The 13,853-nt window shown below is 52.4% G+C and carries 10 protein-coding genes; 6 read left to right on the forward strand and 4 right to left on the reverse strand.

Features of this window, described 5'->3' with window-relative positions; genetic code table 11:
* Positions 1-414 precede the first annotated feature (414 nt).
* Entirely contained in the window at positions 415-3,216 is a 2,802-nt protein-coding gene (locus tag K5L82_RS07605; protein WP_223133711.1) for a hypothetical protein, read from the forward strand.
* A 70-nt stretch (positions 3,217-3,286) separates the two neighbouring features.
* Here the strand turns inward: K5L82_RS07605 and K5L82_RS07610 are convergent, their stop codons facing one another.
* Positions 3,287-4,345, reverse strand: coding sequence for a CaiB/BaiF CoA transferase family protein (locus K5L82_RS07610; protein WP_223133712.1), 1,059 nt, complete (start codon positions 4,343-4,345; stop codon positions 3,287-3,289).
* A gap of 187 nt (positions 4,346-4,532) precedes the next feature.
* On the opposite strand from K5L82_RS07610, the gene K5L82_RS07615 reads away from it, so the two are divergent.
* Entirely contained in the window at positions 4,533-5,555 is a 1,023-nt protein-coding gene (locus K5L82_RS07615; protein WP_223134020.1) for an AraC family transcriptional regulator, read from the forward strand.
* A 3-nt stretch (positions 5,556-5,558) separates the two neighbouring features.
* Here the strand turns inward: K5L82_RS07615 and K5L82_RS07620 are convergent, their stop codons facing one another.
* A complete protein-coding gene (locus K5L82_RS07620; RefSeq protein WP_223133713.1) occupies positions 5,559-6,437 on the reverse strand; it encodes a hypothetical protein in 879 nt (292 codons plus the stop codon).
* A gap of 4 nt (positions 6,438-6,441) precedes the next feature.
* Positions 6,442-7,806, reverse strand: coding sequence for a DNA recombination protein RmuC (locus K5L82_RS07625; protein ID WP_262492610.1), 1,365 nt, complete (start codon positions 7,804-7,806; stop codon positions 6,442-6,444).
* A gap of 344 nt (positions 7,807-8,150) precedes the next feature.
* Between K5L82_RS07625 and K5L82_RS07630 the strand changes: the two genes are divergently transcribed.
* From K5L82_RS07630 to K5L82_RS07645, 4 genes are all read left to right on the forward strand, one after another.
* Positions 8,151-8,534 (forward strand): hypothetical protein, encoded by a 384-nt coding sequence (locus tag K5L82_RS07630; RefSeq protein ID WP_223133714.1) that lies wholly within the window; start codon positions 8,151-8,153, stop codon positions 8,532-8,534.
* A gap of 137 nt (positions 8,535-8,671) precedes the next feature.
* Entirely contained in the window at positions 8,672-9,475 is an 804-nt protein-coding gene (locus K5L82_RS07635; RefSeq protein WP_133006044.1) for an ATP-dependent zinc protease, read from the forward strand.
* Entirely contained in the window at positions 9,472-10,989 is a 1,518-nt protein-coding gene (locus K5L82_RS07640; RefSeq protein WP_133006045.1) for an inactive transglutaminase family protein, read from the forward strand. Before K5L82_RS07635 ends, K5L82_RS07640 begins: the two co-directional genes overlap by 4 nt.
* Before the next feature lies 1 nt (position 10,990).
* The gene (locus K5L82_RS07645; protein ID WP_133006046.1) at positions 10,991-11,938 is read left to right on the forward strand and encodes an alpha-L-glutamate ligase-like protein; all 948 of its coding nucleotides are present in this window, start codon (positions 10,991-10,993) and stop codon (positions 11,936-11,938) included.
* Positions 11,939-12,009: 71 nt separating this feature from the next.
* Here the strand turns inward: K5L82_RS07645 and K5L82_RS07650 are convergent, their stop codons facing one another.
* Entirely contained in the window at positions 12,010-13,602 is a 1,593-nt protein-coding gene (locus K5L82_RS07650; protein WP_133006047.1) for a BCCT family transporter, read from the reverse strand.
* Positions 13,603-13,853: the final 251 nt, after the last annotated feature.

The raw sequence follows: 13,853 nt of genomic DNA on the forward strand, positions 1-13,853 counted from the left end.
TATAAAGGAAGCGAGAGTTTACCAGAAATTTCGACAAGCGAGCGATGCGACGGAAGGCGAAACAAGCTATAACCCTGCTAGCCAGAATTTATGGAGCATTCCGGGAATTTTCGAAACAATTTGTTAAATACCGCAACTGCTGCCCCCCCTTGACTCGACAAACCCTTAAAGGCGCTCTATTTTTCAAGGAGACGAATCCATCTGTGCGAGGAGGGGGTCGCAGCGCAGAATCACACTTTTGGCTGATCAACACTTGCCAAGGTGTCGCTATAGTCGATGCTACAGAAATTGGCTTAAAGTGCTGGCTACGATTTCAGACAAATAAGCAGAACAGGCAAAAGAGCGGAATTCAGGGGCCGACCGGTTCCGTCTAAGCCGGATATAACGATACAACAACAGGAAAAGGTTCCACCCATGTTCAAGAAAACTCTATTAAGTCTTGCCGTGGCTTCTACTCTGGGGTTAACGGGCTGCTTTGATAGCGGCAGCGACGACAGTAACGCTAACCCGAGCCCGAATTACAAAGATTCTTCTATTGATGGGAAGACTTGGCCGGTTTTTAATCCGGCGACCAGTCAATTGCCTCTGCCTAATGACTTGATTTTTGATAGCGAGCAAGGTGACGGGACCTTTGGCGTTGCAGATACTAAACCACCTGTTACAACTGCGCTTAATGAACTTTCTGGCGCCTCCACCGTGGCTCCTGCCGTTATTCAGACCAACGGACAGCTAGATATAGAGACCGTCGTATATGGCAAGTCTGTACACCTCATCGAGCTAGATTACGCTAGCGAGGATCCTCTCCGAGCTCTCTCTATCAGCGAGCCCCCCACTCTGGGTCTTGCCGTGGGCAGTTCACCTGTTCTGGCAAGAGCTGATGTGGAAACACTGGACGGCACGTCGGCGATTCGCATCCTGCCGCTTGAGCCCCTCAAGCCCAAAAAGCGTTATGTCGTTCTTATCACGACTGATGTTAAAGACATCAATGGCGACTCTATTATCCAGGATCCCGTTTACGCCAACATAACTGCAGCTGGCACAGCAGAGGACCCAAATTCCGGACTGCTTAGCAACGCGCTTGTTCCAGTCAGGAGTCTGGTCAACAAGCTTTGGGAGCCTTTAGCGCTCGCGTATGCCAAAGCGGCCGGCAGCCCAATTACCGAAGACCAGATTGCGTTGACTTACAGTTTCACGACTTCCAACGATGAAAAAGCACTTCAATACATTGCTGAGCCTGCTGCGTGGTTTGAGGACCAACTTGAATCATTCATTAAAGTGTCTGCAGCTCAGCAAGCAGTTGCAGGCGGAGCAACTGATTACGCTACCGTGAAAGCAACGGTAGGCGGCGCATTCGCAGCATTCCCGAACATCCCCCTTGGCGATAGTGGAAAAACAGCGACTGAAGTACTTTCTAATCTGTACGGCACAGGTGCGCCGTGCGAAGCCACAGTATCTGCCGGCGGTGATGCAGCAGTGGGCTGTGCAGCGGTTGCACTCGCCTCAAACTTCGCAGCTTCCGGAGTCTTGCCGACACCTTCGCCACTTAATAGAAGTGCGAGCGACTTTACCTTGGGTGCACCAGCGCCCGTCGGCTTAGTTTCAGCGGTAGCTTCCAGCACCCTTACAGCGCTCAAATCATCAGGTTTGGCACCGAACGATGTATTGGCGGCACAAGGCACCGTAAAGCTTCCCTACTACCTCGGAACTTCAGGCGCGGATCTGGTCACCAAATCCTGGGTCGCAGACAGCAGCCTGGCAGCAGCGCTGAACACTGCATTCACAGGTACTGGACTTTCTATCCCACAAGCGGACCCGTCCGTTTCGACAGCTGTGAACCACATCTTCCCCTTCCCTAAGAAGCAAACAGATGTAGACGCTCCGGCACTGGTACTTTACCCTGCGAGCCCAACCATTAAAGGCGTTGTGCTGTTCCAGCACGGTATCACTACCGACCGCAGTACAGCCCTGACCATTGGCAGTGCCATGGCCGCCAACGGGTATGTAGTGGTTGCTATTGACCAGCCTTTGCATGGTATCGCGCCTATAGATCCCACCGCCCAGAAAGCACTGGCATCACAATTGATCGATGGAGGTATTGCGGCAGGTGTCCCTCTGACCAATGATGAAGCAAGCGTTAGCGCTCTGATCGCAGGCACTCTGAATATAGGGTTCGTAATTCAGTCTGGTGCGGCTAGCAATTCGACTGAAGCCCAGACAATCATCAACGATGTGCTAACCGGAGGAACAACTGGCAACGCATCACTTGACGCGGCAATACAGTTCATCGCTTCAGCAGAGAACACCGTTGAGAACAGCGGCAGCATCATCCCAGGCATTGCGCCACAAGACGGTGACGAGCGCCATTTTGGCTTCTACGCAGCACAACCCGGCGTACCAAGCCCCATGACCGAAACAGCGGGCGACTCTGGAAGCTTATTCATCAACCTGACCAACTTCTTAGGCACTCGCGACAACTTGCGTCAAAGTGCTGTTGACCAGATGAACCTGCGCGCCAGCCTCGCCGGCCTCAAGCTCACGGTTGACCAGTCGAACAGCATCACCATTGCGCCGAATACTCCGGTACTGTTTGTCGGTCATTCGTTGGGCACAATAACCGGCGCACCATTCATAGCTGCGGTTAACGCAGATCAACTAGGAACCACGATCAGCGATGGAACGCCTGCAGGCACGGTAACATCAGTGTTCAACAATATTGCCGGTGCGGCCTTGCTAACTCCGGGCGGCGGCGTTGTGCGCACTTTGGAAAACTCTCAAACCTTTGCCCCTCGCATTCTACCTGGATTGCAAGCAGCAGCTGGCCTGACACAAGGCGACTCTGGTCTTGAGAGCTACTTCAACATTTTCCAAGCAGCGATCGATACCGCTGATCCGATCAATTTCGCAGACAACCTGGCTGACTTAGCTACGCCGCTGGTTTTGGTAGAAGCACCCAACGATGCGGTCATTCCGAATTCGGCTGATCCTATCTGGGGTGGCTCACCACTGAAAGGTACCTTCCAAACAGAGAGCGGTGGCAATATTACGATCGACAGTTTTAACGCTCCGCTAGCGGGCACCCAGCCCCTCGCATTGACCGGCACAGCTGTCACAACCATTCCAGCTGGCACGCATAGTGGCCCTGTAGACCCTCAGGACGCAGGATTTGCTGCATTCGTGCAACAAACACTAACCCTACTTGGTACTGTGGCACCGTAAAACAACGAGCAATCTATAACAAAAAACCGGCCATATAGGCCGGTTTTTTGTTTATTAAAGCGAAATAAGTTTAAGCAAATCGAATCGGCACCCCCATCTGCCTCTGACCAACACCATCCCCCCGATCCCTCTCAACAACCATCCCTCTAGCTTTCATCTGCGGATGCTCCGCAGCCTCTTCAATCGTTAGCACCGGCTCCACACAAGCATCCACCTCCGCAAAAATCTCGCGCCATTCCGCAAAGGTTCTCACTTCGACCTTTTCCTTGATGGCTTTTTTGAGTGCCTGCTGGTGTTCCGGGTTCTGGCTTAGGGCAAAACTCTGCATCTCAGGAATTTCCAGCGCATCGCACAAACGCGCCGAGAACTGAGGCTCTAGGCTACCCACAGACAACCAACGGCCATCGCTGGTCTGGTAATAATCATAGAACGTGCCACCGTTCAGCATGCCAGTTTCCGGCTTCTGAGTTTGGCCACCCGCGATGGCTGCGGCGCCAGACATGGCGTTCATGGCGAAGGCAGCATCTGTCATGCTGATATCGATGAAAGAACCCTCACCGGTTTGCTGGCGCCGTATAACGGCAGCGAGGATACCCATCACTGCGTGATGGGAGCCGCCGGCGACGTCAGCTATCTGAATGCCCATGGGCGGTGGCCCACTGTCTGCTCGGCCGCAATGGCTGGCCACACCGGAGATGGCAAGGTAGTTAATGTCGTGGCCGGCGCGGTCTTTGTAAGGGCCAGTTTGGCCATAACCGGTAATGGCGCAATAAATCAACTTAGGGTTAATGGCTTTGAGAGTTTCGTAACCAATACCCAGACGGTCCATCACGCCGGGGCGGAATTGTTCCACCACCACGTCGTACTCTTTAACCAGCTCTTTAACCCTGTCTGCGCTGCCTTCTTGCTTGAGGTTGAGCTGAAGGGTTTGCTTGCCACGGCCAAGATAGGAATACGCCGTGCTGAATTTGCCATCAAAGGGTGGCAATACTTTCACCAGATCCACTCTGTCTGGCGCTTCAACACGAAGCACGTCGGCCCCCATATCGGCCAACATCATGGTGGCGTAGGGCCCGGGTAGTAACGTGCTGAAATCGAGGACTTTCAGTTCTTTGAGCGGGGCTGTCACGGCAATCTCCTGTTGTTTTGTTTTCCGTTATTAGCTCATAAACTCATGCTGCCGGTTTTTAATGCTCTGGCCAACTACCCGTTTGGTCAAAGCCATTGGCGAAATCTTCCATCTCGTTGATCATTCAGGCGGTTGCATTGTCTTTCTGGGCACTTATGATGAATGGCATCTCACAAAAGGTTCGCTTATGTCTGCTCTTACGGTTTCCAAACACTTTGTTGAAGCCTCCCTTACGGGCGCTGAGCGCTTGGGCTTTGATGTTCGCGGACTGTTGCTGGAAGCCGGAATTTCACCCGATCTACTGCGCATTGAAAAGGCCCGTGTAAACAGCGACCAATTCAGTCGATTAATGCAAGTGATCTGGACAAACACCGGTGATGAGTTTATGGGGCTGGGGCCGAGGCGTGCGCGATCAGGCACTTTTGCGACCATGTGTGAGCTGGCGATTAACTGCCAGACATTGGAAGAAGTTTTGCGACAAACGTACGAGTTTTCCCGCCTGTTTGAGCCGATGGTTGGCATGGAGCTGGAAATCAATCAAACCAGTGTTCGTCTGATTTCAAAGATCGAAGGCGAGATACATGACCCGAATCAGTTCTTTCAGGAAAGCCTGCCTGTAATCTGGCACCGCCTAGCGAGCTGGCTTATAGGACAGCCCGTGGAACTGGAGAAAGCAGAGTTCAATTATTCAAAACCTGCACATGGCGATGAATTGCGGCACATTTTCCGTTGCCCACTAGCGTTCGAATCCGACTGCACCGCCCTTACCTTCAGCACGCGGTTTTTGTCGGCACCGGTAATCCGGGACAAACCCGAGATGCGACAATTCCTGAAAACGTCGCCGGCGGATTTATTATCCCGACCCGACGAAAGCAATACTTGGACAGGTCGAATTCGCGGCTTAATTGGGCGTGACTTCTCAAAACCCATGCCCGATTTTGACTGGATTGCTCAAGAACTGCACACCAGTCCGCAAACGCTAAGGCGTCGGCTTAAGCAAGAAAATACGTCGTTCCAGGAAATTAAAGATCTACTGCGGCGGGATATGGCCATCTATTACCTGAGTCACCAAGACTTGCCGATCAATGATATTGCGGAGCGAGTAGGCTTTACAGAACCGTCTACGTTCCATCGCGCATTCAAGAAATGGACCGGTGTTACCCCGGGTGCCTGGCGTGATGGCGAACGGGGCAATCTGGCTACGCTCTAAGGCTCAATTACCCGCACTGCCTTGTTGAAGGTTTCGAATGAGCCGGCCTAAGGTTTGGGAAATCTCGCTCACTTTCGCTTGATTGGGTGCAAGCTGGAACAATCGTGAACCGTCCCGAGGGTCGTATATCCAGCAAGCGCCGACGACGGCCTGGCAATCCCAACGAGGCTGAGGATTCACACCATAGACCGGTAGCGGGCTGGTTTTGCGCACCAATGTGCCGTCAATCTCTCGCTTCACGTGCTGGATAGTCAGTTCACTTCCATTAATAGTCACACGATATTGAATATCCGCTGGCCGGTCCAAGCGCACGACCGCCTTGTCTTTACGCCAACCATTGGCATCCAGCAAAGCGTTCAAGTGAATGGTCAGTGCTTCCTGGTCGGTTTTGGCAAGATATAACTTGCGCAAAGTGTCTAGGTTTTCGCCACCGGCAGGCTCAATCACAGCCACAGGCTCTCGGGCGTTTACTTTACCTTCAACCAACGCACGGGCGTTGGCTTTACTTTGCTTTTCAATATCCGTAATCAACGTCAGCGACTGCTGATAATGCTTACCCTCCGCTCCGACGCGACTGACGTACCCTTCTAGGGCTGAGCGCGCTTCGTTAAAATGTTTGGCTTGCAACATAGCTCTGCCACGGTAATACAGATATTCCGCGGGCTTTTCGGCTTTCATGGTCTGGAGACGGTTTAGGTATTCCCCCGCCTCACTCCAATGCTCTGCGCTCACAGCTTCTTCGGCGGCCAGCATAAGCCGCCGAACTTCGTGCTCCGGCTCCAGTGCCTGAGCTGGCCCCGCGCACATCAAAAATGAAGAAACCACCAATCCAACAAGCCATGAATGGGCCACCGGCGTACACCGCTTTCGTGTTAACAACATACTTCTACTCCTGATGACTTTCGGTGTCGCTTGAAATCGTGTCTGCTGACTCTGGTTCAAAACGCGATTCGGGCTCTTCCCCACTCTCAACATCGTCAGCATCCACCTCGGCTTGATCAACAATGCTTTTCGGCAGTTCCTTCTTCACCCGAACACCCAATTCCACAAACCGGTTAGCCTGAGAGATTAGATTACCACGGCCTCGGGTCAGGGTATTCATCGCATTATCGTACGTACCCTGTGCCGTGTGCAGCTGGCTGCCAAGTCGCTCCATGGCTTCTACAAACACTCGCAACTTATCGTAAACTGCACCCGCGCGATCGGCGATGCGGCGCGCATTCTGGCTTTGCCGCTCGTAACGCCAAATGTTCTCAATGGTGCGCAACGTCGCCAACAAAGTGGTAGGTGTCACCACAATAATCTTTCTCTCGAACGCTTCAGCGAACAAGTTATCATCTTGCTGAAAAGCAGCAACAAACGCGGGTTCAATGGGCATAAACAGGAGCACGAAGTCAGGCGAATGCAACCCGTGGAGCTGGCTATAATCCTTCTCGCTCAGGGTACGGATGTGATTTCTCACCGCGTCAACGTGTTGTTTCAAGGCTTGTTCTCGCGCCTGATCATCCTCGGCGATCACCCATTGCTGGTAGGCCACCAGTGAAACTTTTGAATCAACCACCAGATTACGCTGGTCTGGCAAATGAACGATAACATCCGGACGCAAGAGCTGATTATCGTTGTCCCGGTAGCTACCCTGGGTTTCGTACTCAATCCCTTTGCGTAAACCAGAACGTTCTAGCACTCGCTCAAGAATCAATTCTCCCCAGTTACCCTGCACCTTCTTATCGCCCTTCAGCGCTTTCGTCAGATTAGCGGCTTCCTCGGTAATCTGACGGTTCAAATCCTGCAGCGATTTGATTTCGCTGCGCAGGGCTTGGCGGTCTCGGGTTTCAGTGGTGTAAACATCTTCTACCCGCTTGCGGAAATCCTGAAGCTGATCCCGGAACGGATTCAACAAAGAGTCCAAACTGTTTTTCGATTGCTGACTGAAGCGCTCGCTTTTCTGATCGAAAATGCGATTGGCAAGGTTCTCGAATTCCTGCTTAAGGCTGTCCCGGTTTTTTTCCAACAACTCCAGCTTTTCACTGGCGTTCCGGCGCTCCTTGTCCAGCGTAACCTGTTGCTCACGCAGATCGGCCTTGAGAGCTGCAACTTGATCCCGCCAGTTGTCCACGGCAATTTCCAGCTTATCCGCACGCTCCTGTTTTTCCACCAAGGCCGATTCCAGATGCTTAACTTGCTGGTCGTGAAGCGCTTGGGCTCGCTGAGCAGCATTTAACCGCGATGTTCTGTTCACCAACAGGCCCATCAGAGCGCAACAAACGGCCAGCAGAACCACACTCCCTCCGAGTACGATCTCCGGGTTAACTGTACTGAACTGAGCGAATCTCTCTAACACTGACCGTAACTCCTGAAACATGCATCGGGTTAATCTAGGCAATCATCAACCGCCGAAGCCTGACAGTCTAACCCAGAGACCTGTTTGGTTGGGAAATTGGAAAAGCACCTCAACAGCAGCCTCGACTGCTTGGCATTTAACACAATTCACTGAAGTCGCTCTAGACGCAGGATGCAAATTCATCTAAAAAGAATGAAAACGCCGTTCACTTTTAGATGGCAAACCAGCTAAATGCTCACCTCCAGGATAAGAGCATGTTAAAAGAACTTTGGAGAAAACTAGGCTCAGAATTTCTACAAACCAATGAGCCTGAAGTAGATGACTGTTGGGCCCAAGGTAAAGCGGCTGAGCGACGTAGTGGCGCAAAAATGCTGCCTCACATCACCCATACTGGCGAATTTCATCTCGAACGGCTTAACCAGCTGATACGTAACCGTTACGATCACACCTTTACCGCACCTGATAACCCTGCCGCGAATGACGAAACACTGAAAGATGTCATCAGCTATGCCTCACGTATTCAGGACCAAGACATCCAGCGTGAATTACTCCTGTTCTACCTCAATTGCTCACCGGTGATTCAAGAATACTTGCGATCCCAAACCACCCTCGGAACGGGTTCATTTCTTTGCAAATAAGCCCGCGCCTTAACCATCTGTAAAGGCGCAGAACATTCCGGTTGCTGTATACTCACGTTCCCGAACGAAAACACAATGAAGGCTGACCGGAAAAACTCCACGACCGGTTTATCGCTCAGTCAATTCAGGGGATATACATGGGTGACAGGTTCTTCAAACCTCGACCAATAATTGCTTTCGGTATGACAGCGCTTATTCTGGCTCTATCCGGATGTAGCGCCGACCAATACTTCATGGTTCCCAAGGAAGGGGTCGACGATATGCGTGCCTCGCTAAACAATCAGCGAGCCACACTCGTAACGATGGAAAATAACGCCGGCGTACGTCACAAACAAATGCTGGACGACCAACAGCAATCCACACAAACGATTCTGGACGCCATAGCCACTCAGGTTGAAAAACCTAGCTGCCCCCCGGTTGTGCAGCGCAGTTGCCCCTCTGTCCCCAAAGATCCCGGCCGAGCAGACCGCCTGAAAGGCAAAGTTGTCGTAGGGGAAGTCGAGAAGTTATACCTGGCGGACTCCGACACGGTTTACACCGCCCGTATCGACAGTGGTGCTGAGACTTCGTCAATACACGCCCGAAACGTTAAGCGGTTTGAACGCGATGGCGGCAACTGGGTCAGATTTGAGGTCCCGGTTCCTGGTACATCGGCTGAAGAGTGGGTGACTCTGGAGAAAGAAATCTCCCGCCGAGTCAAAATCATACAATCCGCCGCTGATGAGGCGGAGCGGCGCGTTGTAGTGGAGCTTCAATTCGCCATTGGCGACCATGAGCAAGTTGCCGAATTTACACTCGCAGATCGGACAAACCTTACCTACGAAGTGTTAATTGGCCGTAATGTTTTGAGAGATGTCATGTTGATTGATGTCGGCAAAGAGTTCGCTACCGAACTCCCTAAAAGCTACCTCAACAAAGCCCCTAAGGGAGATGACGCATGACCGTGAGGTCCCGCATTCCATTTTATGTTGCTGTATTTCTTCTCATCACCGCGGGGCTCTCCGTTGCAACGTGGCGGCATTTCGAAATGGGCATCCCGTGGATGACCGGTGAACAGCAACCGGTATGGATGGTTGAAGCCCGAGTGGACTTCCAAGGGTATGGTGACTCTGCACAGGTTAACTTACATGTGCCACAACAACCTCCTGGCTTCCGTATTTTAACCGAGCAGGCAGCATCACCTGGTTACGGCTTTTCTATTCTCGAGAACAACGGCGGCCGACGCGCGGAATGGACCAAACGAGAAGTGGCCGGCCCACAAACGCTCTACTTCAAAACTCAATTCGTTCCTGATGAAACGATCGTTCAACAACCTCCGACCCGTGTGCCGAAGCCCTATACGGTCTTTTGGGAAGAACCCCAAGCAACCGCCGTAAGAGAGCTTCTGAACCAAGCAACAGAGCGATCAAGCTCTCCGGAAAGTCTGACCCGGGAACTGATCACACTGATGCAACCGGATAACCGCACGCAAAATTCCACCATGCTGGTCTCTGATGAAAACTACCTTCAGGTATTGGTTCGCATGCTTAACCATGCGGGCATCGCGGCTCGCACAGCGGATGCCTTGAAACTTGAAGATGCTCGTCGGCGCCAGCATCTTGTGCCCTTCCTTCAAATATTCAATGGCGAGCGCTGGCTGACGTTTGATCCGCGCACGGCTGAGCAAGGCGTACCAGAAAACCTTCTGCTTTGGCGTCAGGGTTCTGAGTCGCTGCTCGATGTAGTCGGTGGCGACACCTCCCAGGTGAGTTTTTCCATGCTCCGCCAAACCATCCCCGCTCTGCAGCTAGCAGCGCGTGAAGCGGCCTCGAATGGACTGAGTGCTCTAAGCTTCTACCAGCTTCCCATTGAGGAGCAGAGTATGTTCCGGATGCTCCTGCTGCTGCCGATCGGAGCATTAATGGTCGCGTTCATGCGCATGGTGATCGGCATTCGCACCTCAGGTACCTTCATGCCGGTGCTGATTGCCGTCGCTTTTGTCCAAACCACTCTGGTGCCCGGGCTGATCGCTTTTCTGTCCGTTGTTGCCATCGGGCTGCTGCTCAGAGGCTATCTATCAAGCCTGAACCTGCTGCTCGTTTCCAGAATCTCAGCCCTGATCATTCTGGTGATATTCATTACTGCGGGTTTGAGCATCGTCGGATACCAAATGGGCTTTAATACCGGCATGACCGTCACCTTCTTCCCTACGGTGATCATAGCGTGGACCATCGAACGCATGTCGATCCTCTGGGAAGAAGAAGGTCCTCGGGAGGTTGTTGTTCAAGGTGCAGGCAGTCTGTTCGTTGCCATTTGCGCCTACCTTGCCATGAGCAGACCTCTGGCCGGTCATTTGACCTTTAACTTCCCCGAGCTTCATCTCGTCATCCTGGGGCTGATTTTGCTGATGGGCCAATACACCGGCTACAAACTCAGCGAGCTTCGTCGATTCAACCCGATGAAGGCCTACGACTAATATGAACTGGATTTCCCCACGCAGACTGAACCGGATCGGGATGCTGAACATGAACCGGCGCAATGTGGATTACATTGCCCAGTACAATGACCGTTCTTCGTATCCTCTGGTCGATAACAAACTGAAGACCAAGCTGGCCGTTGGCGAGTACGATGTTAAAACTCCAAAGCTTCTTCAGGTAGTCCGCCAACAACACGAGATCTCCCACTTTCGGGAAATGGCCGAGGACCTTTCTGGATTCGCCATAAAACCCGCCAAAGGCTCGGGAGGAAAGGGCATCACGGTAATCACAGGGCGAGATGGCGACGACTTCGTCAAAGCGTCTGGAGCCCGAATTCCCGTTGCCATGCTGGAGCGACACTTAACGAACATCTTGGCGGGACTTTACTCGCTAGCCGGCACACCAGATGTTGCGATTGTTGAAGACTTGGTGGAGTCCTCTCCCGATCTAGCCAAGTACTCATTTCAGGGCGTCCCCGACATTCGCATTATCGTGTTTCAGGGCTATCCCATCATGGCCATGCTGAGACTCGCCACCAAGGCATCCGATGGCAAAGCAAACCTGCACCAAGGCGCCGTCGGTGTCGGCCTGGATCTCGGAACTGGCCGAAGTTTGAACGCCGTTCAGTTTAATCGCCCGATTACGCTCCACCCGGACACTGGGCTGGCGCTTGAGAACATACAGATTGAATCTTGGGAGAACATGCTGGAAATGGCCGCCCGCTGTTATGAAGCGACAGGCCTGGGCTATATGGGCGTGGATTTAGTGGTCGATGCACACCAAGGCCCTTTGCTTCTCGAACTAAACGCCCGCCCCGGCTTGGCAATTCAGATGGCAAACGGCTGCGGACTGATGCCGCGCTTAAATGCTATCGAGGGATTAAAGCGCCCTCATTTCAGCCCGCGTGAACGTACACAGTTTGCGATGAAGAGCTTCAGCCGAATGTAACAAGTACTCGCTCAGACATAAAAAAACCGGAGCCTATTAAGCTCCGGTTTTTTTATACCCAACTTAGCCGATCAGAGCATTTCGCCCCGCTGAATCAGCAGTTTCCGCTCTTGGGTAAGTCCCTTGAGCAAGCCCCACGTCATGATCAGCAAAATCAATGTAAACGGCAGGCCAGCACTAATCGCCACAGCCTGAATCGCCCCGAGTGCATCATCACCACCACCGAAGATCAACGCGGCCGCAATAGCACCCTCCATAACAACCCAGAACACACGCTGAGCGGTCGGAGCATCAGTTTTGCCACCAGCGGTGATGCTGTCGATAACCAGTGAACCGGAATCCGATGAGGTCACGAAGAACACCAGAACCAGAATGATGCCCACGAAGGAAATAATGCCTGTCAGCGGCAACCCTTCAAACATCTGGAAAGTTGCGAGCGACACATCCGTCAGGCCGTTCTCTGCCAGCACACCCACGCCGTTCTGAATCTGCTCCAACGCAGTGCCGCCAAAGCCGCTCATCCAGACTGTCGTAATCACTGTCGGGATGATCAGCACCGCCGTCACAAACTCACGCACTGTACGGCCTTTAGAAACACGCGCGATAAACATACCTACGAACGGTGACCATGAAATCCACCAAGCCCAATAGAATACGGTCCAGCCCTGCATCCACGCGGAGTCTTCACGGCCAAACGGATTACTCAGAGGAACCACATTGGTCACGTAAGAAGAAGACGTGATCCAGATGGTTTCCAGAATCGTCATGGTGGGTCCGGCGAACAGAATAAAGAACAACAACACACCCGCGGTGATCATGTTGATGTTACTCAATACTTTTACACCACCATCAAGGCCGCGCAGAACCGACATCAACGCCAGCGCGGTCACGCCCACAATAATGGCCATTTGAATGTTGGTGCCCGCACCCACATCAAACAGATAGTTCAGCCCCGAAGCAGCTTGCTGCGCACCGAAGCCCAAAGACGTTGCCAGACCAAAAATGGTCGCAACCACCGCCAGCACATCAATGATATGACCCGGCCAGCCCCACACTCTGTCTTTCAGCAGCGGGAAGAAGGCGGAGCGAATGGTCAGCGGCATGTTCTTGTTAAAGGCAAAGAACGCCAGCGACAATGCAACAATGGCATAGATAGCCCAAGGGTGAAGACCCCAGTGGTACATCGTAGAACCCATGGCCAGATCGCGAGCGGCTTCGGTATTCGCCTCAACATTGAACGGTGTTTCATACCAACCGGTGTAGTACGCCACCGGCTCAGCCACGGCCCAGAACATAAGGCCTATACCCATGCCTGCAGCGAACAGCATGGCAAACCAAGAAATACGGGTAAATTCAGGCTTCGCATCCTGACCACCCAAACGAATTTTACCAACGGGCATGAAGATGAGCGCCAAACTCACCACCACAAAAATGTTGGCGCTCAGCAGAAAGAACCAATCAAAACTGGCGATGATTCCCCACTTTGCCCCATCAAGCGTTTCCTTGGCCAAAGCCGGAAACATCAGAGTTCCTATAACAAACAGCACTACAATCACTGCAGTTACCGGGAACACCCAGTTATGCAGATCCAGGCCAAACGGATTGATATTATCCTGGCCTGCGACGTAGTCCGTCTGATATTCGTCTTTCACTACCTCGCCCACGTGGAGCCTCCTGGTTTTGGTGTGATGTCTGAAAAATGCGTGATGGGTAGGTCATTCCAACCTACCCCGAAATATTACAAGCACGTTATCCTATTACTTTGACCTCAAAACATCAAAGTGCGTCTTGTGTTACACCCACTTCAGGAATTATAGACCACGCAAAAATAACCGAAGCCTTATTCCCAACAATTTTCAGCAACTTGCCCACCTCTGGCCTCTCTGGCATATACTGGCCTTATCGACACTCCAAG

Origin of the sequence: Marinobacter sp. AL4B (assembly GCF_019916045.1) — a bacterium.
Taxonomy (GTDB): Bacteria; Pseudomonadota; Gammaproteobacteria; order Pseudomonadales; family Oleiphilaceae; genus Marinobacter.